The 18455-nt window shown below is 50.5% G+C and carries 32 protein-coding genes; 1 reads left to right on the forward strand and 31 read right to left on the reverse strand.

Going from position 1 to position 18455, the window contains the following annotated elements; all coding sequences use genetic code 11:
• Positions 1 to 34: 34 nt before the first annotated feature.
• The 27 genes from rpoA to rpsJ form a co-directional block, all read right to left on the reverse strand.
• Positions 35 to 1024 (reverse strand): DNA-directed RNA polymerase subunit alpha, encoded by a 990-nt coding sequence (rpoA, locus tag C2U53_RS07195; RefSeq protein ID WP_001162094.1) that lies wholly within the window; start codon positions 1022 to 1024, stop codon positions 35 to 37.
• A 25-nt stretch (positions 1025 to 1049) separates the two neighbouring features.
• On the reverse strand, positions 1050 to 1670 hold the full coding sequence (rpsD, locus tag C2U53_RS07200) for a 30S ribosomal protein S4 (protein WP_000135226.1): 621 nt from the start codon (positions 1668 to 1670) through the stop codon (positions 1050 to 1052).
• Between the two features lie 33 nt (positions 1671 to 1703).
• Positions 1704 to 2093, reverse strand: coding sequence for a 30S ribosomal protein S11 (gene rpsK / locus C2U53_RS07205; protein ID WP_001029684.1), 390 nt, complete (start codon positions 2091 to 2093; stop codon positions 1704 to 1706).
• Between the two features lie 16 nt (positions 2094 to 2109).
• Entirely contained in the window at positions 2110 to 2466 is a 357-nt protein-coding gene (gene rpsM / locus C2U53_RS07210; protein WP_012908431.1) for a 30S ribosomal protein S13, read from the reverse strand.
• Positions 2467 to 2612: 146 nt separating this feature from the next.
• The gene (gene rpmJ / locus C2U53_RS07215) at positions 2613 to 2729 is read right to left on the reverse strand and encodes a 50S ribosomal protein L36 (protein ID WP_000868187.1); all 117 of its coding nucleotides are present in this window, start codon (positions 2727 to 2729) and stop codon (positions 2613 to 2615) included.
• A gap of 31 nt (positions 2730 to 2760) precedes the next feature.
• Positions 2761 to 4092: a preprotein translocase subunit SecY gene (gene secY / locus C2U53_RS07220; protein WP_001118864.1), complete on the reverse strand. Its 1332-nt coding sequence runs from the start codon at positions 4090 to 4092 to the stop codon at positions 2761 to 2763.
• Positions 4093 to 4099: 7 nt separating this feature from the next.
• Positions 4100 to 4534: a 50S ribosomal protein L15 gene (gene rplO / locus C2U53_RS07225; RefSeq protein WP_001238917.1), complete on the reverse strand. Its 435-nt coding sequence runs from the start codon at positions 4532 to 4534 to the stop codon at positions 4100 to 4102.
• A gap of 3 nt (positions 4535 to 4537) precedes the next feature.
• Positions 4538 to 4717: a 50S ribosomal protein L30 gene (rpmD, locus tag C2U53_RS07230; RefSeq protein ID WP_001140434.1), complete on the reverse strand. Its 180-nt coding sequence runs from the start codon at positions 4715 to 4717 to the stop codon at positions 4538 to 4540.
• A 3-nt stretch (positions 4718 to 4720) separates the two neighbouring features.
• Positions 4721 to 5224, reverse strand: a complete 504-nt coding sequence (gene rpsE, locus C2U53_RS07235; RefSeq protein WP_000940121.1) for a 30S ribosomal protein S5 — start codon at positions 5222 to 5224, stop codon at positions 4721 to 4723.
• A gap of 14 nt (positions 5225 to 5238) precedes the next feature.
• Complete coding sequence (gene rplR / locus C2U53_RS07240) at positions 5239 to 5592, reverse strand: 50S ribosomal protein L18 (RefSeq protein ID WP_000358956.1); 354 nt, start codon at positions 5590 to 5592, stop codon at positions 5239 to 5241.
• A 9-nt stretch (positions 5593 to 5601) separates the two neighbouring features.
• Positions 5602 to 6135: a 50S ribosomal protein L6 gene (gene rplF, locus C2U53_RS07245; protein WP_012135817.1), complete on the reverse strand. Its 534-nt coding sequence runs from the start codon at positions 6133 to 6135 to the stop codon at positions 5602 to 5604.
• A 12-nt stretch (positions 6136 to 6147) separates the two neighbouring features.
• The gene (rpsH, locus tag C2U53_RS07250; protein ID WP_000062611.1) at positions 6148 to 6540 is read right to left on the reverse strand and encodes a 30S ribosomal protein S8; all 393 of its coding nucleotides are present in this window, start codon (positions 6538 to 6540) and stop codon (positions 6148 to 6150) included.
• Positions 6541 to 6573: 33 nt separating this feature from the next.
• The gene (rpsN, locus tag C2U53_RS07255) at positions 6574 to 6879 is read right to left on the reverse strand and encodes a 30S ribosomal protein S14 (RefSeq protein WP_001118929.1); all 306 of its coding nucleotides are present in this window, start codon (positions 6877 to 6879) and stop codon (positions 6574 to 6576) included.
• Between the two features lie 14 nt (positions 6880 to 6893).
• Positions 6894 to 7433 (reverse strand): 50S ribosomal protein L5, encoded by a 540-nt coding sequence (gene rplE / locus C2U53_RS07260; protein WP_001096206.1) that lies wholly within the window; start codon positions 7431 to 7433, stop codon positions 6894 to 6896.
• A gap of 14 nt (positions 7434 to 7447) precedes the next feature.
• Positions 7448 to 7762, reverse strand: coding sequence for a 50S ribosomal protein L24 (gene rplX, locus C2U53_RS07265; protein ID WP_015962742.1), 315 nt, complete (start codon positions 7760 to 7762; stop codon positions 7448 to 7450).
• A 10-nt stretch (positions 7763 to 7772) separates the two neighbouring features.
• Entirely contained in the window at positions 7773 to 8144 is a 372-nt protein-coding gene (rplN, locus tag C2U53_RS07270) for a 50S ribosomal protein L14 (protein WP_000613954.1), read from the reverse strand.
• Between the two features lie 162 nt (positions 8145 to 8306).
• Positions 8307 to 8561 carry a 30S ribosomal protein S17 gene (gene rpsQ, locus C2U53_RS07275; protein WP_002438707.1) on the reverse strand — a complete coding sequence of 85 codons (255 nt, stop codon included), beginning with the start codon at positions 8559 to 8561 and terminating at the stop codon, positions 8307 to 8309.
• Positions 8561 to 8752 (reverse strand): 50S ribosomal protein L29, encoded by a 192-nt coding sequence (rpmC, locus tag C2U53_RS07280; protein ID WP_000644742.1) that lies wholly within the window; start codon positions 8750 to 8752, stop codon positions 8561 to 8563. The genes rpsQ and rpmC overlap by 1 nt, the downstream gene beginning before the upstream one ends.
• Positions 8752 to 9162: a 50S ribosomal protein L16 gene (rplP, locus tag C2U53_RS07285; protein WP_000941208.1), complete on the reverse strand. Its 411-nt coding sequence runs from the start codon at positions 9160 to 9162 to the stop codon at positions 8752 to 8754. The genes rpmC and rplP overlap by 1 nt, the downstream gene beginning before the upstream one ends.
• Positions 9163 to 9174: 12 nt before the next feature.
• On the reverse strand, positions 9175 to 9876 hold the full coding sequence (rpsC, locus tag C2U53_RS07290; RefSeq protein WP_000529945.1) for a 30S ribosomal protein S3: 702 nt from the start codon (positions 9874 to 9876) through the stop codon (positions 9175 to 9177).
• A 17-nt stretch (positions 9877 to 9893) separates the two neighbouring features.
• The gene (gene rplV / locus C2U53_RS07295; protein WP_000447529.1) at positions 9894 to 10226 is read right to left on the reverse strand and encodes a 50S ribosomal protein L22; all 333 of its coding nucleotides are present in this window, start codon (positions 10224 to 10226) and stop codon (positions 9894 to 9896) included.
• Between the two features lie 14 nt (positions 10227 to 10240).
• Positions 10241 to 10519 carry a 30S ribosomal protein S19 gene (gene rpsS / locus C2U53_RS07300; protein WP_001138117.1) on the reverse strand — a complete coding sequence of 93 codons (279 nt, stop codon included), beginning with the start codon at positions 10517 to 10519 and terminating at the stop codon, positions 10241 to 10243.
• A 16-nt stretch (positions 10520 to 10535) separates the two neighbouring features.
• Entirely contained in the window at positions 10536 to 11357 is an 822-nt protein-coding gene (gene rplB, locus C2U53_RS07305; RefSeq protein WP_000301864.1) for a 50S ribosomal protein L2, read from the reverse strand.
• Positions 11358 to 11374: 17 nt separating this feature from the next.
• The gene (gene rplW, locus C2U53_RS07310; protein WP_000617546.1) at positions 11375 to 11677 is read right to left on the reverse strand and encodes a 50S ribosomal protein L23; all 303 of its coding nucleotides are present in this window, start codon (positions 11675 to 11677) and stop codon (positions 11375 to 11377) included.
• The gene (rplD, locus tag C2U53_RS07315; RefSeq protein ID WP_000424395.1) at positions 11674 to 12279 is read right to left on the reverse strand and encodes a 50S ribosomal protein L4; all 606 of its coding nucleotides are present in this window, start codon (positions 12277 to 12279) and stop codon (positions 11674 to 11676) included. Before rplD ends, rplW begins: the two co-directional genes overlap by 4 nt.
• A gap of 10 nt (positions 12280 to 12289) precedes the next feature.
• On the reverse strand, positions 12290 to 12919 hold the full coding sequence (rplC, locus tag C2U53_RS07320; protein ID WP_042998378.1) for a 50S ribosomal protein L3: 630 nt from the start codon (positions 12917 to 12919) through the stop codon (positions 12290 to 12292).
• Between the two features lie 32 nt (positions 12920 to 12951).
• Positions 12952 to 13263: a 30S ribosomal protein S10 gene (gene rpsJ / locus C2U53_RS07325; RefSeq protein WP_001181005.1), complete on the reverse strand. Its 312-nt coding sequence runs from the start codon at positions 13261 to 13263 to the stop codon at positions 12952 to 12954.
• A gap of 378 nt (positions 13264 to 13641) precedes the next feature.
• Between rpsJ and C2U53_RS07330 the strand changes: the two genes are divergently transcribed.
• The gene (locus tag C2U53_RS07330; protein WP_042998379.1) at positions 13642 to 14124 is read left to right on the forward strand and encodes an A24 family peptidase; all 483 of its coding nucleotides are present in this window, start codon (positions 13642 to 13644) and stop codon (positions 14122 to 14124) included.
• Here the strand turns inward: C2U53_RS07330 and bfr are convergent.
• The 4 genes from bfr to fusA all read right to left on the reverse strand — a co-directional run bounded on the left by bfr (position 14108) and on the right by fusA (position 18402).
• Positions 14108 to 14584 (reverse strand): bacterioferritin, encoded by a 477-nt coding sequence (gene bfr, locus C2U53_RS07335; RefSeq protein ID WP_042998380.1) that lies wholly within the window; start codon positions 14582 to 14584, stop codon positions 14108 to 14110. The genes C2U53_RS07330 and bfr overlap by 17 nt on opposite strands.
• Before the next feature lie 72 nt (positions 14585 to 14656).
• Positions 14657 to 14851, reverse strand: coding sequence for a bacterioferritin-associated ferredoxin (gene bfd / locus C2U53_RS07340; RefSeq protein ID WP_104445760.1), 195 nt, complete (start codon positions 14849 to 14851; stop codon positions 14657 to 14659).
• Positions 14852 to 15032: 181 nt separating this feature from the next.
• A complete protein-coding gene (gene tuf / locus C2U53_RS07350) occupies positions 15033 to 16217 on the reverse strand; it encodes an elongation factor Tu (protein WP_042998381.1) in 1185 nt (394 codons plus the stop codon).
• 70 nt (positions 16218 to 16287) lie between these two features.
• Entirely contained in the window at positions 16288 to 18402 is a 2115-nt protein-coding gene (gene fusA, locus C2U53_RS07355; protein WP_042322790.1) for an elongation factor G, read from the reverse strand.
• Positions 18403 to 18455 lie beyond the last annotated feature (53 nt).

Here is an 18455-nt window from a genome sequence, read left to right on the forward strand (position 1 = left end):
ATCCTTCTCAGTAAAACCTTAACCTGTGATCCGGTTACTCGTCAGCGATGCTTGCCGGTGGCCAGTTTTCCAGGCGCATGCCCAGAGACAGTCCACGGGAAGCCAGCACGTCTTTAATCTCAGTAAGAGATTTTTTACCAAGGTTAGGCGTCTTAAGAAGCTCAACCTCAGTACGCTGTACCAGATCACCGATATAGTGGATAGCTTCTGCTTTAAGGCAGTTAGCAGAGCGGACAGTCAATTCCAGATCGTCAACAGGGCGCAGCAGGATCGGATCGAATTCTGGTTTCTCTTCTTTCACTTCCGGCTGACGTACATCACGTAAATCAACGAAAGCTTCCAGTTGTTCTGCCAGAATGGTCGCCGCACGACGAATCGCCTCTTCAGGATCGATTGTGCCGTTGGTTTCCATTTCGATGACCAGCTTGTCCAGGTCGGTACGCTGTTCTACACGCGCTGCTTCAACATTGTAGGCAATACGCTCTACAGGGCTGTAGCATGCGTCGACCAGCAGACGGCCGATTGGGCGCTCATCTTCTTCCGAATGAATTCGGGTAGAAGCCGGCACATAACCACGACCGCGCTGAACTTTGATACGCATGCTAATAGACGCGTTCTCATCGGTCAGGTGGCAGATCACGTGCTGCGGCTTGACGATTTCGACATCCCCGTCATGGGTAATGTCGGCTGCAGTCACAGGGCCAATGCCAGATTTATTCAAGGTAAGAATAACTTCATCTTTACCCTGAACTCTCACCGCCAGCCCTTTCAGGTTGAGCAGGATTTCCAGGATATCTTCCTGAACGCCTTCTTTGGTGCTGTACTCATGTAGTACACCATCAATCTCAACCTCGGTCACCGCGCAACCCGGCATCGATGAGAGCAGAATACGGCGCAGTGCGTTACCCAGAGTATGGCCGAAGCCACGCTCTAAAGGCTCAAGGGTCACCTTGGCGTGCGTCGAACTCACTTGCTCGATATCTACCAGGCGCGGTTTTAGAAACTCTGTCACAGAACCCTGCATTGTGTCCTCTCTTTGGTACTAAGCTTTACTTGGAGTAAAGCTCGACGATCAGGTGTTCGTTAATGTCCGCAGACAGATCAGAACGCTCAGGCTTACGCTTGTACGTACCTTCCATCTTGCCAGCATCAACTTCCAGCCAGGTTGGCTTTTCACGCTGCTCAGCCAGCTCCAGAGCGGCTTTCACGCGAGACTGCTTCTTCGCTTTCTCACGAATGCTAACAACGTCATTCGGACTAACCTGATAAGAAGCGATGTTAACAACACGACCGTTTACCATAATCGCTTTATGGCTAACCAGCTGACGTGCTTCTGCACGAGTGGCGCCGAAGCCCATACGGTATACAACGTTGTCCAGACGACCTTCCAGCAGAGCCAACAGGTTTTCACCGGTGTTGCCTTTCAGACGTGCTGCTTCTTTGTAGTAGTTACGGAACTGACGCTCCAGCACACCGTAGATACGGCGAACTTTTTGCTTTTCACGCAACTGCACACCATAGTCAGACAGACGCGGTTTACGCGCACCGTGCTGGCCAGGAGCTTGTTCAATTTTACACTTGGTATCGATCGCGCGAACGCCAGACTTAAGGAATAAGTCGGTGCCCTCACGACGGCTCAGCTTGAGCTTAGGACCCAAATATCTTGCCATTTTCTATCTCCAACTAACCTGGAAAACGAAGCGTTATACGCGACGTTTTTTCGGCGGACGACAACCGTTATGAGGGATCGGAGTCACATCAGTAATATTAGTGATGCGGAAACCAGCGGCGTTCAGAGCACGAATAGTAGATTCGCGGCCTGGACCCGGACCTTTAACCATAACTTCCAGATTCTTGATGCCGTATTCTTTTACGGCGTCAGCGCAACGCTCTGCTGCAACCTGAGCTGCGAACGGAGTAGATTTGCGAGAACCACGGAAACCGGAACCACCGGCTGTTGCCCAACCCAGCGCGTTACCCTGACGATCAGTGATAGTCACGATGGTGTTGTTGAAAGAAGCATGGATATGAGCCACGCCGTCAGAGACTTGTTTTCTTACACGTTTACGTGCACGAATTGGTGCCTTTGCCATTATTCAATCACCCCGATTATTTCTTGATCGGTTTGCGCGGACCCTTACGGGTACGTGCGTTGGTCTTAGTACGCTGACCGCGCACTGGCAGACCACGACGATGACGCAAACCGCGATAGCAACCAAGATCCATCAGGCGCTTGATGCTCATGCTGATTTCACGGCGCAGATCACCTTCAACGACAAATTTGGCAACTTCGTCACGCAGCGTGTCGATTTGTCCTTCAGACAGCTCACTGATCTTAACATTTTCAGCGATACCCGCTGCAGCCAGGATGGCTTTAGAACGGGTCTTACCGATGCCGTAGATCGACGTTAACGCGATCACAGCATGTTTTTGATCAGGAATGTTAATGCCTGCTATACGGGCCACTATGCACTCCTACTATTTAATATGTACGCACCATGCTGAAAAGCCCGTTTTCAGGATACTCAAATGGAAACGTACAGACATACAAAAGATTGGCTGGCTAATCTAGCCAGCTCAACCCAACTTTGCAAGAAAAATATGCGAATAAATCAGCCTTGGCGCTGTTTATGCTTCGGCTCGGCACTGCAAATCACACGGATGACACCATCACGCTTAACGATTTTGCAGTTACGGCATAATTTCTTGACGGAAGCACGAACTTTCATTTTTACTCTCCGTAACTTCTCGGGCGACCAATTATCGGCCGTAGCCTTTCAGGTTCGCCTTCTTCAATGCAGACTCGTACTGACTAGACATCATCAGAGTTTGCACTTGAGCCATAAAGTCCATAATCACGACAACAACGATAAGCAGTGAGGTCCCACCGAAGTAGAACGGTACTTTCATTGCATCACGCATGAACTCCGGGATCAGGCAGATAAAGGTAATGTAGAGCGCACCGACCAAAGTCAGGCGGGTCATTACTTTATCGATATACTTCGCCGTTTGCTCTCCCGGACGAATTCCTGGTACAAATGCACCGGACTTCTTCAGGTTATCTGCTGTTTCACGCGGGTTGAAGACCAACGCCGTGTAGAAGAAACAGAAGAAGATGATTGCAGACGCATAGAGTAACACATAAAGCGGTTGCCCAGGCTGCAAATACAGCGAAATTGTTGTCAGCCAGTTCCAACCAGTACCGCCCCCGAACCATGACGCGATGGTTGCCGGGAACAGAATAATACTGGAAGCGAAGATTGCCGGGATTACCCCCGCCATATTCACTTTCAGCGGTAAATGTGTGCTCTGTGCAGCATAGACACGACGACCTTGCTGACGTTTAGCGTAGTTTACCACAATGCGGCGTTGACCACGCTCAACAAATACAACAAAGAACGTCACTGCAAATACTAATACTGCAACCAACAGCAACACGAGGAAGTGCAGGTCGCCTTGACGCGCTTGCTCGATAGTATGGGCAATGGCTGGCGGGAGGCCCGCGACAATACCGGCGAAGATAATGATCGAGATACCGTTACCGATACCACGTTCAGTAATCTGTTCGCCCAACCACATCAGGAACATCGTCCCTGTGACCAGACTGACAACAGCGGTGAAGTAGAATGCAAAGCCTGGATTCATCACCAGACCTTGCATACCAGGCATATTCGGCAGACCGGTAGCAATACCGATCGACTGGAATATGGCCAACACCAGAGTACCGTAGCGGGTGTACTGGCTGATCTTACGACGACCAGACTCCCCTTCTTTCTTGATTTCTGCCAGCGTTGGGTGAACCACCGTCAGCAGCTGGATAATAATTGATGCCGAAATATACGGCATAATACCCAGGGCAAAGATAGAAGCACGGCTGAGAGCACCACCAGAGAACATGTTAAACATTTCAATGATGGTGCCTCGCTGTTGCTCAAGCAGTTTGGCAAGTACAGCGGCATCAATACCAGGGATCGGAATGAAAGAGCCAATACGGAACACGATAAGCGCACCGATAACAAACAGCAGTCTGCGTTTCAGCTCGCCTAAGCCACCTTTGGCACTTTGAAAATCTAATCCCGGTTGTTTAGCCATCTGCTACTTATTCCTCGATTTTACCGCCAGCAGCTTCGATAGCAGCACGAGCGCCTTTAGTAACACGCAGACCACGAACAGTTACCGGAGTAGTGACTTCACCAGCCAGGATCACTTTCGCGAACTCGATCTGGATACCGATAATGTTAGCCGCTTTCAGCGTGTTCAGGTCTACAACACCGCCTTCCACTTTCGCCAGGTCAGACAGACGAACTTCGGCTGTAATCGCTGCTTTGCGAGAAGTGAAGCCGAATTTCGGCAGACGACGGTACAGAGGCATCTGACCACCCTCGAAACCGCGACGTACGCCACCGCCAGAACGAGACTTCTGACCTTTGTGACCACGACCACCGGTTTTACCGAGGCCAGAACCGATACCACGACCCAGGCGTTTACCCGCCTTTTTGGAGCCTTCGGCCGGAGACAGAGTATTTAAACGCATCTCTTACTCCTCAACTTTAACCATGAAGGAAACCGCGTTGACCATACCACGAACAGCAGGAGTATCCTCGCGCTCTACGGTGTGACCAATACGACGCAGACCCAGGCCAAGCAGCGTTGCCTTGTGTTTCGGCAGACGACCGATTGCACTGCGGGTTTGAGTAATTTTAATAGTCTTTGCCATGGTTTATTTCCCCAGAATTTCTTCAACGGATTTACCACGCTTGGCAGCGACCATTTCTGGAGAATTCATATTTTCCAGGCCATCAATAGTTGCACGAACCACGTTGATCGGGTTGGTGGAACCATATGCTTTAGCCAGAACGTTATGAACTCCAGCAACTTCCAGAACGGCGCGCATTGCACCACCGGCGATGATACCGGTACCTTCGGAAGCTGGCTGCATGAATACACGAGAACCCGTGTGAACACCTTTAACCGGGTGTTGCAGGGTGCCGTTGTTCAGCGCGACGTTAATCATATTGCGACGGGCTTTTTCCATCGCTTTCTGGATCGCTGCTGGAACTTCACGCGCTTTACCGTAACCAAAACCAACGCGACCGTTACCATCGCCTACTACAGTCAGAGCTGTGAAGGAGAAAATACGACCACCTTTTACGGTTTTAGATACGCGGTTTACCGCGATCAGCTTTTCCTGCAGTTCGCCAGCTTGTTTTTCGATGTGAGCCATCTTACACCTCTACCTTAGAACTGAAGGCCAGCTTCACGGGCAGCATCTGCCAGTGCCTGGACACGACCATGATATTGGAACCCGGAACGGTCAAAGGACACATCTTTGATGCCTTTTTCCAGAGCGCGTTCAGCGACAGCTTTACCCACAGCTGCAGCCGCGTCTTTGTTACCGGTGTACTTCAGTTGTTCAGCGATAGCTTTTTCTACAGTAGAAGCAGCTACCAGAACTTCAGAACCGTTCGGTGCAATTACCTGTGCGTAAATATGACGCGGGGTACGATGTACCACCAGGCGAGTTGCGCCCAGCTCTTTGAGCTTGCGGCGTGCGCGGGTCGCACGACGGATACGAGCAGATTTCTTATCCATAGTGTTACCTTACTTCTTCTTAGCCTCTTTGGTACGCACGACTTCGTCGGCGTAACGAACACCCTTGCCTTTGTAAGGCTCAGGACGACGGTAGGCACGCAGATCTGCTGCAACCTGGCCGATTACCTGCTTATCAGCGCCTTTCAGCACGATTTCAGTTTGAGTCGGACATTCTGCAGTAATCCCTGCCGGCAGCTGATGGTCAACCGGGTGTGAGAAACCTAATGACAGGTTTACTACGTTCCCTTTAACCGCTGCACGATAACCTACACCAACCAGCTGCAGCTTCTTAGTGAAGCCTTCGGTAACACCGATAACCATTGAGTTCAGCAGGGCACGCGCGGTACCAGCCTGAGCCCAACCGTCTACGTAACCATCACGCGGACCGAAGGTCAGTGCATTATCTGCATGTTTAACTTCAACAGCATCGTTGAGAGTACGAGTCAGCTCGCCGTTTTTACCTTTGATCGTAATAACCTGACCGTTGATTTTTACATCAACGCCGGCAGGAACAACGACCGGTGCTTTAGCAACACGAGACATTTTTTCCTCCGATTAGGCTACGTAGCAGATAATTTCGCCACCAAGACCAGCCTGGCGCGCTGCACGATCAGTCATAACACCTTTAGAGGTAGAAACAACCGCGATACCCAGACCCGCCATAACTTTCGGCAGCTCATCTTTACGTTTATAGATGCGCAGACCTGGGCGACTGACACGCTGAATGCTTTCTACAACAGCTTTACCCTGGAAATACTTAAGAGTCAGTTCCAGTTCCGGCTTGGTGTCGCCTTCAACTTTAAAATCTTCAATAAAACCTTCTTCCTTCAGCACGTTGGCAATTGCCACTTTCAGCTTGGAGGAAGGCATGGTGACCGCAGCTTTGTTCGCGGCCTGACCGTTACGGATACGGGTCAGCATATCCGCGATCGGATCTTGCATGCTCATCTGTCTTTACTCCCGTGATTCAATTGGTGACAATTACCAGCTAGCCTTTTTCAAGCCTGGTACTTCACCGCGCATAGCGGCTTCACGTAGCTTGATACGGCTCAACCCGAACTTGCCCACATAACCATGTGGACGACCTGTTTGACGGCAGCGGTTACGCTGACGAGACGGGCTGGAATCACGCGGCAGAGACTGCAGCTTAAGAACAGCGTTCCAACGATCTTCGTCGGAAGCGTTCACATCAGAGATGATCGCTTTCAGTTCAGCGCGTTTCGCGAAGTATTTATCAGCTAAAGCTACGCGTTTTACTTCGCGTGCTTTCATTGATTGCTTAGCCATTCAGTAACCCTACCTTACTTGCGGAACGGGAAGTCAAAGGCAGCCAGCAGAGCACGGCCTTCTTCGTCAGATTTCGCAGTAGTGGTAATGGTAATATCCAAACCACGAACGCGGTCGACTTTATCGTAGTCGATTTCTGGGAAGATGATCTGCTCACGGACACCCATGCTGTAGTTACCACGACCGTCGAATGACTTAGCGGACAAGCCACGGAAGTCACGGATACGCGGTACAGCAATAGTGATCAGGCGCTCAAAGAACTCCCACATGCGTTCGCCACGCAGAGTTACTTTACAGCCGATCGGATAGCCCTGACGGATTTTGAAGCCTGCAACAGATTTGCGTGCTTTGGTGATCAACGGCTTTTGACCGGAGATTGCTGTCAGATCAGCTGCTGCATTATCCAGCAGTTTCTTGTCAGCAATCGCTTCACCAACACCCATGTTCAGGGTGATCTTCTCGACCCGAGGGACTTGCATGACAGAATTGTAGTTAAACTCAGTCATGAGTTTATTAACTACTTCGTCTTTGTAGTAATCATGCAGTTTCGCCATCGTACTACTCCAAATTACTTGATAGTTTCGCTGTTAGACTTGAAGAAACGGACTTTTTTGCCGTCTTCGAATCTAAAGCCTACACGGTCAGCCTTGCCGGTTGCCGCATTGAAGATTGCAATGTTAGAGATCTGAATAGCTGCTTCTTTCTCTACAATGCCGCCTGGTTGGTTCAGAGCCGGAACCGGCTTCTGGTGTTTCTTAACCAGGTTGATACCTTCAACGATGACCTTGCCGGAAGACAGGACATTCTTAACTTTACCGCGTTTACCTTTATCTTTACCGGTTAACACGATAACTTCGTCATCACGACGGATTTTCGCTGCCATGATTCGCTCCTTAGAGTACTTCTGGTGCCAGAGAGATAATTTTCATGAACTTCTCGTTGCGAAGTTCACGAGTTACCGGCCCAAAAATACGCGTACCGATAGGCTGCTCGCTGTTATTGTTTAAAATAACGCATGCATTACCATCGAAGCGAATGACAGAACCGTCCGGGCGACGAACACCCTTCTTGGTGCGCACCACTACCGCCTTCAGCACATCACCTTTTTTGACCTTACCACGCGGAATTGCTTCTTTGATGGTGATCTTGATGATGTCGCCTACGCCTGCGTAGCGACGGTGCGAGCCACCCAGAACCTTGATACACATTACGCGACGTGCACCGGAGTTGTCGGCGACGTTCAGCATAGTCTGTTCTTGGATCATTTTAGTGCTCCGCTAATGTCAACTACTACTGAGACCCGAAATCAGGTCGTTAAAAAAGCCCCATATCGAGGGCGCGGCATTATAACACCGCTCTCAGGATATGGGTAGAAAAAATAAACGGCCCATCGCTGAGCCGTTTATTCGTTGAGAACGCGTACTGTATTACAGAACCGCTTTCTCTACAACGCGAACCAGCGTCCAGGACTTAGTCTTGGACAGCGGACGGCATTCACGGATTTCAACCTTGTCGCCGATACCGCATTCGTTGTTCTCGTCATGTACGTGCAGTTTGGTCGTACGCTTAATGAATTTACCGTAGATCGGGTGTTTCACAAAACGTTCGATAGCAACAACAATGGATTTCTCCATTTTGTCGCTAACAACGCGACCTTGCAGAGTACGGATTTTATCGGTCATTACGCACCCGCCTTCTCAGTCAGTAAAGTCTTAACGCGTGCGACATCACGACGCACTTGCTTCAACAGGTGAGACTGTTGCAGCTGGCCACTTGCAGCCTGCATACGCAGGTTGAACTGCTCACGCAGCAGGTTCAGCAGCTCGGTGTTCAGCTCTTCAACACTCTTCTCACGCAGCTCTTTTGCTTTCATTACATCACCGTCTTAGTTACAAAGGTGGTTTTAATCGGCAGTTTCGCTGCTGCCAGCTTGAATGCTTCACGGGCCAGCTCTTCCGGTACGCCGTCCATTTCATACAGGACTTTACCCGGCTGAATCAAGGCAACCCAATACTCCACGTTACCTTTACCTTTACCCATACGCACTGCCAGCGGCTTTTCAGTGATCGGTTTGTCCGGGAATACACGGATCCAGATCTTACCTTGACGCTTAACTGCACGGGTCATAGCACGACGTGCTGCTTCGATCTGACGGGCAGTCAGACGACCACGGCCAACAGCTTTCAGACCGAAGCTGCCGAAGCTAACATCCGCGCCAGCAGCCAGACCGCGGTTACGGCCTTTGTGCATTTTACGGAATTTTGTACGCTTTGGTTGTAACATCAGCGACGCTCCTTATTTACGGCCTTTACGCTGCTGCTTTTTAGGTTGAGCAGCCGGTTTTTCCGGTTGTTCAACAGCAGCCATACCACCCAGGATCTCGCCTTTGAAGATCCATACCTTAACGCCGATTACACCGTAAGTGGTGTGCGCTTCAGAGGTGTTGTAGTCGATGTCAGCACGCAGAGTGTGCAGCGGTACGCGACCTTCGCGGTACCATTCGGTACGTGCGATTTCCGCGCCGCCCAGACGGCCGCTAACTTCAACTTTGATCCCTTTAGCGCCCAGACGCATTGCGTTCTGTACAGCACGCTTCATCGCACGACGGAACATAACACGACGTTCCAGCTGAGAAGTGATGCTGTCAGCAACCAGTTTTGCGTCCAGTTCAGGTTTACGAACTTCGGCGATATTGATCTGTGCAGGAACGCCAGCGATATCCGCTACGACCTTACGCAGTTTTTCTACGTCTTCACCTTTCTTACCGATAACGATACCCGGGCGAGCAGTGTGAATAGTCACACGGATGCTCTTAGCCGGACGCTCGATAACGATACGAGATACGGACGCTTTAGCCAGTTCCTTAGTCAGGTACTGACGTACTTTAAAATCGCTGTCCAGGTTGTCAGCGAATTCTTTGGTGTTCGCAAACCAGGTAGAGTTCCATGGTTTTACAATACCCAGGCGAATACCATTAGGATGTACTTTCTGACCCATTGCTAGTCTCCAGAGTCTCAGCGATCGGACACAACCACAGTGATGTGGCTGGTGCGCTTCAGGATGCGATCTGCACGACCTTTTGCACGCGGCATAATGCGCTTCATGCTCGGGCCTTCGTCTACGAAAATTTTCGTAACTTTCAGATCGTCAATGTCAGCGCCATCGTTGTGTTCAGCGTTAGCAATGGCAGATTCCAGTACCTTCTTGACCAGTACAGCCGCTTTCTTGTTGGTGTAGGTCAGAATATCCAGAGCCTGCGACACTTTCTTACCGCGAATCAGGTCAGCAACAAGGCGAACCTTCTGAGCAGAAGAACGAGCATGGCGATGTTTAGCGATAGTTTCCATCTCTTCCTCCTACCTTATTTCTTCTTCGCTTTTTTATCAGCAGCATGGCCGCGATAAGTACGAGTCGGTGCGAATTCACCCAGTTTGTGACCGACCATTTCATCGGTTACAAATACTGGAACGTGCTGACGACCATTATGGACAGCGATGGTCAAACCGATCATGTTAGGAAAGATCGTTGAACGACGGGACCAAGTGCGCAGGGGCTTCTTGTCTCCGCTTTCCACCGCTTTCTCTACCTTCTTCAGCAAGTGCAGGTCAATAAAAGGACCTTTCTTGAGAGAACGTGGCATGGCTTATCCTCTAAAATTATTTGCTACGGCGACGTACGATGAATTTATCAGTACGCTTGTTGCTGCGGGTCTTCTTACCTTTGGTCTGAACGCCCCACGGAGTTACCGGGTGCTTACCAAAGTTACGACCTTCACCACCACCATGTGGGTGGTCGACTGGGTTCATCGCGGTACCGCGAACGGTCGGACGAACACCACGCCAGCGTGCAGCACCTGCTTTACCCAGAACGCGCAGCATATGCTCAGCATTGCCAACTTCGCCCAGAGTTGCACGGCAGTCTGCTTCGACTTTACGCATTTCACCAGAACGCAGACGCAGGGTGACATAAGCACCATCACGAGCAACGATCTGAACGTAAGTACCAGCGGAACGTGCCAGCTGACCGCCTTTACCTGGTTTCATTTCTACGTTATGAACGGTAGAACCAACCGGGATATTGCGCATCGGCAGGGTGTTGCCTGGTTTGATTGCAGCATCAACGCCAGATTGGATCTGGTCGCCCGCTTTCAGGCCTTTAGGGGCCAGGATGTAACGGCGCTCACCGTCTTTGTACAGAACCAGCGCGATGTTCGCGGAACGGTTCGGATCGTACTCAAGACGTTCAACAACTGCCGGAATACCATCTTTGTTGCGTTTGAAGTCAACAATACGGTATGCCTGCTTGTGGCCACCACCGATATGACGGGTGGTGATACGGCCATTGTTGTTACGACCACCGGATTTGCTGTTTTTTTCCAGCAACGGAGCAAAAGGTTTGCCCTTGTGCAGCTCAGGGTTAACCACTTTAACTACGTGGCGACGACCCGGAGATGTCGGTTTACATTTAACAACTGCCATTGTATTACTCCTCCGACTTACTCAGCGCCGCCAACGAAGTCCAGATTCTGGCCTTCCTTCAGGGTGACGTAAGCTTTTTTCCAGTCGCTACGACGACCGATACGCTGTCCGTGACGTTTAACTTTCCCTTTAACAACCAGGGTGTTAACGACTTCGACTTCGACTTCAAACAGTTTCTGCACAGCAGCTTTGATCTCTGCTTTGGTCGCGTCTTTAGCAACTTTGAGAACGATGGTGTTAGTTTTTTCCATCGCAGTAGACGCTTTTTCAGAAACGTGCGGTGCACGCAGCACCTTCAGCAGACGTTCTTCACGAATCATGCCAGCATCTCCTCAACTTGCTTAACAGCATCAGCAGTCATTACGACTTTGTCGAAGGCGATCAGGCTAACCGGGTCGATACCAGTTGCATCGCGTACGTCAACCTTGTGCAGGTTGCGCGCAGCCAGGAACAGGTTTTCGTCCAGCTCACCGGTGATGATCAGCACATCTTCCAGAGCCATGTCTTTCAGTTTCTGTGCCAGCAGCTTAGTTTTAGGCGCTTCTACAGAGAACTTCTCGACAACGATCAGACGATCCTGACGTACCAGTTCGGACAGAATGCTTTTCAGCGCGCCGCGGTACATCTTTTTGTTTACTTTTTGACTGTGGTCCTGCGGACGAGCAGCGAAGGTTACGCCACCGGAACGCCAGATCGGGCTCTTGATAGAACCTGAACGCGCACGGCCGGTACCTTTCTGGCGCCACGGTTTTTTGCCTGAACCAGTTACTTCAGCACGAGTCTTCTGAGCACGAGTACCCTGACGAGCACCAGCTGCATAAGCAACAACAACCTGGTGAACCAGCGCTTCGTTGAAATCACGACCGAAGGTAGTTTCGGAAACAGTCAGCGCGCTCTGCGCGTCTTTCAATACTAATTCCATTGCTATCCCCTTACGCCTTCACAGCTGGTTTAACGATCAGGTCGCAACCGGTCGCACCCGGAACACCACCTTTAACCAGCAGCAGGTTGCGCTCAGCGTCAACGCGTACTACGTCAAGGCTCTGAACGGTTACACGCTCGTTACCCATCTGGCCTGCCATTTTCTTGCCTTTGAACACTTTGCCCGGAGTCTGGTTCTGACCGATAGAACCCGGAACGCGGTGAGACAAGGAGTTACCGTGAGTCGCGTCCTGGGTACGGAAGTTCCAGCGCTTAACGGTACCTGCGAAACCTTTACCTTTAGAGGTACCGGTTACGTCAACTTTTTTAACGTCAGCAAACAGTTCAACGCTAATGCTCTGACCAACAGTGAATTCTTCACCATCTGCCAGACGGAACTCCCACAGGCCGCGGCCAGCTTCTACGCCAGCTTTAGCAAAGTGACCAGCTTCCGGCTTGGTTACACGGTTAGCTTTTTTAGCACCCGTGGTAACCTGAATAGCACGATAGCCATCGCTAGCCAGATCTTTAACCTGAGTAACGCGGTTTGCTTCAACTTCGATTACGGTTACTGGGATAGATACGCCATCTTCAGTGAAGATGCGGGTCATACCCACTTTTTTACCGACTAAACCAATCATTGTATCAACCTCTCAATCGCTCGATGACCTGATTAACCCAGGCTGATCTGCACGTCTACACCGGCAGCCAGGTCCAGACGCATCAGAGCATCAACGGTTTTTTCAGTTGGCTCAACGATGTCAACCAGACGCTTGTGAGTACGAATCTCGTACTGATCACGCGCGTCTTTGTTGACGTGCGGAGAGATCAGAACGGTGAAACGCTCTTTGCGGGTCGGCAGCGGGATCGGACCACGGACTTGCGCACCAGTGCGCTTAGCAGTCTCGACGATTTCCGCGGTTGATTGATCGATCAGACGATGATCAAACGCTTTAAGGCGGATACGGATTCTTTGGTTCTGCATGAGACCAGAGCTCCAATTATTTTATAAACGAAAATGATTACTCCTCAGACCCATTACGATTGATGGGAGAGTGTAACCGTTCTTACGTAGCTCCCCGATTGGGAGCATTGTTAGACAGCCAAATCGGCTATCCGAGGTTCAGATCGAACCTGCCGTCAATTAAGACAAGCCCGCGCATTATACGCAAATATCAGTCTGAAGCAAGTGCCGCGTAGATATTAAACACTTCGCGCGTAATGCGAACAGGGTTCCGGGATTGTATGTTGTGAAAGAAACGCAGCAGATTTACTGGAAAGCATCCCGCAATACCCATAATAGCGCCTTGCTCCCTTATCAACCTTCTTTAAAGTAACGCCATGGTTGATGGAGGATGACACGATGTCTGCTGCCCTACCCTTTCTGCTGCTGTATACCGCATTGTCTTTGACTCTGAGTTTCTGCGATATGCGCAGCAGACGACTGCCGGACCGGTTTACCTGCCCGTTGCTGTGGGGTGGATTCATCTTTCACCTGTGCATCATCCCGACACAACTTGCCGATGCCGTATGGGGCGCCGTCGCGGGTTACGCCAGCTTTGCCTTTATCTACTGGAGTTATTGGCTGCTTCGTAAGCGAGAAGGACTCGGCTATGGTGATGTGAAATTCCTTGCCGCACTAGGTGCCTGGCATGGGTGGATGTTTTTGCCTTCATTAGTCTTTTGGGCGGCGCTACTGGGGTGTTTCGGTATCGTGGTTGTGGGGATAGTGCATGGAAAATCGGCATTAAAAAACCCGCTGCCTTTTGGGCCATTTCTGGCAGCTGCGGGTTTCATCACCGGATATTGTCGTCTCACCTCAGGGGCGATTAGCTGGTCACTTTGATTTGCGACTGCAGATAATTTTGCAGGCCAATTTTCGAGATGAGATCCAGTTCTGTCTCCAGCCAGTCGATATGTCCTTCTTCATCCGCAAGGATTTCGATCATCATATCCCGGCTGACATAATCATGAACGGTATCGGCATAGGCGATAGCTTCACGTAAGTTTTTCGCCCCTTCGAGCTCTAACCGAAGATCGGACTGCAGCATCTCTTCGACATCTTCGCCAATCCCCAATTTGCCGAGATCCTGTAGGTTCGGGATCCCCTCCAGAAACAAAATACGCTCAATATATTTATCCGCGTGTTTCATTTCATCGATGGATTCATGGTACTCGATCTCATTGAGGCGAGTCAGGCCCCAATTTTTGAACATACGTGCATGGAGAAAATACTGGTTGATCGCGACAAGCTCATTTCCCAATAGTTTATTGAGATAATTTATGATTTTAACATCACCTTTCATTTTATTGTCCCTCCGCTTCCACTCTCCAGAGCATAGATGGGGCTACAGGGATGTCAAAAAAAAGAGTGTGACTCAGGCGATCTCTTTAAATTCTGGCATTTGCATTAATTCATCCTGCATGACTTCGCGTGCCGCACGAACGCATTTACCGCATTGATTTCCCACAGGAATAAACTTGCGTAACTGCTGGAAGGATTGAGGATGAAACTGACGTACCGCCTGGCGAATATTTTTATCACTTACACCATTACACAAACAAACGTACATGATCGCTCCCGTTCAATTTCTGCGCAAAGTGTAAATGAGAATAGTTATAATTACAATAGCACAATTATCTCTACGTAACGGGAGCGGAGTTATAATTGCGAAGAAATGTGACAAGACAAATAACGGGCAGCAAAAAGGGCGCCGAAGCGCCCTTTTTAAGTGCAGAACTAATGAGTAATTATTAGCTCATTACTTTAGCAACAACGCCCGCACCTACAGTACGGCCGCCTTCACGGATTGCGAAACGCAGACCGTCGTCCATCGCGATCGGGTGGATCAGGGTAACAACCATTTTGATGTTGTCGCCCGGCATTACCATCTCAACGCCTTCCGGCAGTTCGATGGTGCCAGTCACGTCAGTTGTACGGAAGTAGAACTGCGGACGGTAGCCTTTGAAGAACGGAGTATGACGGCCGCCTTCGTCTTTGGACAGGATGTACACTTCAGATTCGAATTTGGTGTGCGGCTTGATGGAACCCGGCTTAGCCAGTACCTGACCACGTTCGATTTCTTCACGTTTGATACCACGCAGCAGAACACCAACGTTCTCACCCGCACGGCCTTCGTCCAGCAGTTTGCGGAACATTTCAACGCCAGTACAGGTAGACTTCGCAGTCTCTTTGATACCAACGATTTCAACTTCTTCGCCCACTTTGATGATACCGCGTTCTACACGACCGGTAACAACGGTACCACGACCGGAGATGGAGAATACGTCTTCGATCGGCAGCAGGAACGGCTTGTCAATCGCACGCTCTGGTTCCGGGATGTAAGAATCCAGGAAGCCAGCCAGTTCGATGATTTTCGCTTCCCACTCTGCGTCGCCTTCCAGCGCTTTCAGAGCAGAACCACGAACGATCGGGGTGTCGTCGCCCGGGAAATCGTACTGAGACAGAAGTTCACGAACTTCCATTTCTACCAGTTCCAGCAGCTCTTCGTCATCAACCATGTCGCATTTGTTCAGGAACACGATGATGTACGGAACGCCTACCTGACGACCCAGCAGGATGTGCTCACGAGTCTGCGGCATCGGGCCGTCAGTCGCAGCAACAACCAGGATCGCGCCGTCCATCTGCGCAGCACCGGTGATCATGTTTTTAACATAGTCGGCGTGGCCCGGGCAGTCTACGTGTGCGTAGTGGCGAGTCGGGGTGTCATATTCAACGTGAGAAGTGTTGATGGTGATACCACGAGCTTTTTCTTCCGGCGCGTTATCGATCTGGTCGAATGCACGAGCAGCACCGCCGTAGGTTTTAGCCAGTACGGTAGTGATTGCAGCAGTCAGGGTAGTTTTACCGTGGTCAACGTGGCCGATGGTGCCGACGTTAACGTGCGGTTTTGTACGTTCAAATTTTTCTTTAGACACGGCTATATTCCTTACTATAGCGCTCTCCCCTTGTGGAGAGAGCACGGGACTTAGGTTTTAATCCTGTGGATTATTTACCACGGGCTTCGATTACGGCCTGAGCAACGTTGTTCGGTGCATCATCATACTTCAGGAATTCCATAGTGTATGATGCGCGACCTTTGGTCAGAGAACGCAGCTGAGTTGCATATCCGAACATTTCAGACAGCGGAACTTCAGCGTGGATCTTAACGCCAGTGACTTCGGATTCCTGACCGCGCAGCATACCGCGACGACGGCTCAAGTCACCGATAACATCACCGGTGTTTTCTTCCGGCGTTTCTACCTCAACCTTCATGATTGGCTCAAGCAGAACTGGTTTAGCTTTCTTAAAGCCTTCTTTAAAGGCAATAGACGCAGCCAGTTTAAACGCCAGTTCAGAGGAGTCAACGTCATGGTAAGAACCGAAGTGCAGACGAACACCCATATCAACAACCGGGTAACCTGCCAGCGGACCGGCTTTCAGCTGCTCCTGGATACCTTTATCAACGGCAGGGATGTATTCGCCAGGGATTACACCACCTTTAATGTCGTTGATGAACTCGTAGCCTTTCGGGTTAGAACCCGGCTCCAGCGGGTACATGTCGATAACAACATGACCATACTGACCGCGACCACCAGACTGCTTGGCGTGTTTACCTTCGATATCGGTAACTTTCGCACGAATCGCTTCGCGGTAAGCAACCTGAGGTTTACCGACGTTCGCTTCAACGTTGAATTCACGCTTCATACGGTCAACGATGATGTCGAGGTGCAGTTCACCCATACCGGCGATAATGGTCTGGTTAGATTCTTCGTCAGTCCATACGCGGAATGACGGGTCTTCTTTAGCCAGACGGCCCAGAGCCAGACCCATTTTTTCCTGGTCAGCTTTGGTTTTCGGTTCTACGGCGATGGAGATTACCGGCTCAGGGAATTCCATACGCTCCAGAATGATCGGCGCATCCGGGTCACACAGGGTGTCACCAGTGGTTACGTCTTTCAGACCGATCGCAGCAGCGATGTCGCCCGCGCGAACTTCTTTGATCTCTTCACGTTTGTTAGCGTGCATCTGAACGATACGACCAAAACGCTCACGTGCAGCTTTCACGGAGTTCAGTACGGTATCACCAGAGTTAACCACACCGGAGTACACACGGAAGAAGGTCAGGTTACCCACGAACGGGTCAGTAGCGATTTTGAATGCCAGTGCAGAGAAAGGCTCTTCGTCGCTTGCGTGACGCTCAGCAGGCGTGTCTTTACCGTCGTCCAGGATACCGTTGATCGCAGGTACGTCAACCGGGGATGGCAGGTAATCAATTACCGCATCCAGCATCGCCTGAACACCCTTGTTCTTAAATGCAGAACCACAGGTTACCAGGATGATTTCGTTGTTCAGAACGCGCTGACGCAGAGCTTTTTTGATCTCTTCTTCAGTCAGTTCTTCACCACCCAGGTATTTCTCCATCAGCTCTTCAGAAGCTTCCGCTGCGGACTCGATCAGGTTCTGGTGCCATTCTTCAGCCAGTTCCTGCATGTCAGCCGGGATATCTTCGTAAGTGAAGGTAACGCCTGCATCTGCTTCGTTCCAGTTGATGGCTTTCATTTTCACCAGGTCAACAACACCGGTGAACGCTTCTTCAGCGCCAATCGCCAGCTGCAGCGGAACAGGGTTCGCGCCCAGACGGGTTTTGATCTGACCAACAACTTTCAGGAAGTTCGCACCCATACGGTCCATTTTGTTAACGAACGCAATGCGTGGAACTTTATATTTGTTTGCCTGACGCCATACGGTTTCAGACTGCGGCTGAACACCACCAACTGCGCAGTAAACCATTACCGCACCATCAAGAACACGCATGGAACGTTCTACTTCGATAGTGAAGTCAACGTGCCCCGGGGTGTCGATGATGTTTACGCGATGCGGTTCATACTGCTTAGCCATACCAGACCAGAATGCAGTAGTCGCTGCGGAAGTGATAGTAATACCACGTTCCTGCTCCTGCTCCATCCAGTCCATGGTGGCTGCGCCGTCATGAACTTCACCGATTTTATGGTTTACACCGGTGTAGAACAGAATACGTTCGGTAGTAGTGGTTTTACCGGCGTCGATGTGCGCACTGATACCGATGTTACGGTAGCGTGCGATGGGTGTTGTACGAGCCATTTGATTCCTCGTTTATCTTTTAGGCGTTCAATTTAAGTAGCCCAAAGCGGGCT

This window comes from Citrobacter sp. CFNIH10 (assembly GCF_002934585.1).
In the GTDB taxonomy this organism is placed as follows: domain Bacteria; phylum Pseudomonadota; class Gammaproteobacteria; order Enterobacterales; family Enterobacteriaceae; genus Citrobacter_A; species Citrobacter_A amalonaticus.

Coding starts and splice junctions, on each gene's coding strand:
- rpmD (WP_001140434.1), bottom strand. CDS start 4,717: ATGGCAAAGACTATTAAAATTACTCAAACCCGCAGTGCAATCGGTCGT.
- rplN (WP_000613954.1), bottom strand. CDS start 8,144: ATGATCCAAGAACAGACTATGCTGAACGTCGCCGACAACTCCGGTGCA.
- rpsS (WP_001138117.1), bottom strand. CDS start 10,519: ATGCCACGTTCTCTCAAGAAAGGTCCTTTTATTGACCTGCACTTGCTG.
- rplW (WP_000617546.1), bottom strand. CDS start 11,677: ATGATTCGTGAAGAACGTCTGCTGAAGGTGCTGCGTGCACCGCACGTT.
- bfr (WP_042998380.1), bottom strand. CDS start 14,584: ATGAAAGGTGATGTTAAAATCATAAATTATCTCAATAAACTATTGGGA.
- rpsD (WP_000135226.1), bottom strand. CDS start 1,670: ATGGCAAGATATTTGGGTCCTAAGCTCAAGCTGAGCCGTCGTGAGGGC.
- rpsH (WP_000062611.1), bottom strand. CDS start 6,540: ATGAGCATGCAAGATCCGATCGCGGATATGCTGACCCGTATCCGTAAC.
- rplR (WP_000358956.1), bottom strand. CDS start 5,592: ATGGATAAGAAATCTGCTCGTATCCGTCGTGCGACCCGCGCACGCCGC.
- rplF (WP_012135817.1), bottom strand. CDS start 6,135: ATGTCTCGTGTTGCTAAAGCACCGGTCGTTGTTCCTGCCGGCGTTGAT.
- rpsN (WP_001118929.1), bottom strand. CDS start 6,879: ATGGCTAAGCAATCAATGAAAGCACGCGAAGTAAAACGCGTAGCTTTA.
- rplV (WP_000447529.1), bottom strand. CDS start 10,226: ATGGAAACTATCGCTAAACATCGCCATGCTCGTTCTTCTGCTCAGAAG.
- rplB (WP_000301864.1), bottom strand. CDS start 11,357: ATGGCAGTTGTTAAATGTAAACCGACATCTCCGGGTCGTCGCCACGTA.
- rpmJ (WP_000868187.1), bottom strand. CDS start 2,729: ATGAAAGTTCGTGCTTCCGTCAAGAAATTATGCCGTAACTGCAAAATC.
- secY (WP_001118864.1), bottom strand. CDS start 4,092: ATGGCTAAACAACCGGGATTAGATTTTCAAAGTGCCAAAGGTGGCTTA.
- rplD (WP_000424395.1), bottom strand. CDS start 12,279: ATGGAATTAGTATTGAAAGACGCGCAGAGCGCGCTGACTGTTTCCGAA.
- rpoA (WP_001162094.1), bottom strand. CDS start 1,024: ATGCAGGGTTCTGTGACAGAGTTTCTAAAACCGCGCCTGGTAGATATC.
- rplC (WP_042998378.1), bottom strand. CDS start 12,919: ATGATTGGTTTAGTCGGTAAAAAAGTGGGTATGACCCGCATCTTCACT.
- bfd (WP_104445760.1), bottom strand. CDS start 14,851: ATGTACGTTTGTTTGTGTAATGGTGTAAGTGATAAAAATATTCGCCAG.
- rplO (WP_001238917.1), bottom strand. CDS start 4,534: ATGCGTTTAAATACTCTGTCTCCGGCCGAAGGCTCCAAAAAGGCGGGT.
- rplP (WP_000941208.1), bottom strand. CDS start 9,162: ATGTTACAACCAAAGCGTACAAAATTCCGTAAAATGCACAAAGGCCGT.
- rpsK (WP_001029684.1), bottom strand. CDS start 2,093: ATGGCAAAGGCACCAATTCGTGCACGTAAACGTGTAAGAAAACAAGTC.
- rpsQ (WP_002438707.1), bottom strand. CDS start 8,561: ATGACCGATAAAATCCGTACTCTGCAAGGTCGCGTTGTTAGCGACAAA.
- C2U53_RS07330 (WP_042998379.1), top strand. CDS start 13,642: ATGTCTGCTGCCCTACCCTTTCTGCTGCTGTATACCGCATTGTCTTTG.
- rpmC (WP_000644742.1), bottom strand. CDS start 8,752: ATGAAAGCAAAAGAGCTGCGTGAGAAGAGTGTTGAAGAGCTGAACACC.
- fusA (WP_042322790.1), bottom strand. CDS start 18,402: ATGGCTCGTACAACACCCATCGCACGCTACCGTAACATCGGTATCAGT.
- rpsC (WP_000529945.1), bottom strand. CDS start 9,876: ATGGGTCAGAAAGTACATCCTAATGGTATTCGCCTGGGTATTGTAAAA.
- rplE (WP_001096206.1), bottom strand. CDS start 7,433: ATGGCGAAACTGCATGATTACTACAAAGACGAAGTAGTTAATAAACTC.
- rplX (WP_015962742.1), bottom strand. CDS start 7,762: ATGGCAGCGAAAATCCGTCGTGATGACGAAGTTATCGTGTTAACCGGT.
- rpsE (WP_000940121.1), bottom strand. CDS start 5,224: ATGGCTCACATCGAAAAACAAGCTGGCGAACTGCAGGAAAAGCTGATC.
- rpsJ (WP_001181005.1), bottom strand. CDS start 13,263: ATGCAGAACCAAAGAATCCGTATCCGCCTTAAAGCGTTTGATCATCGT.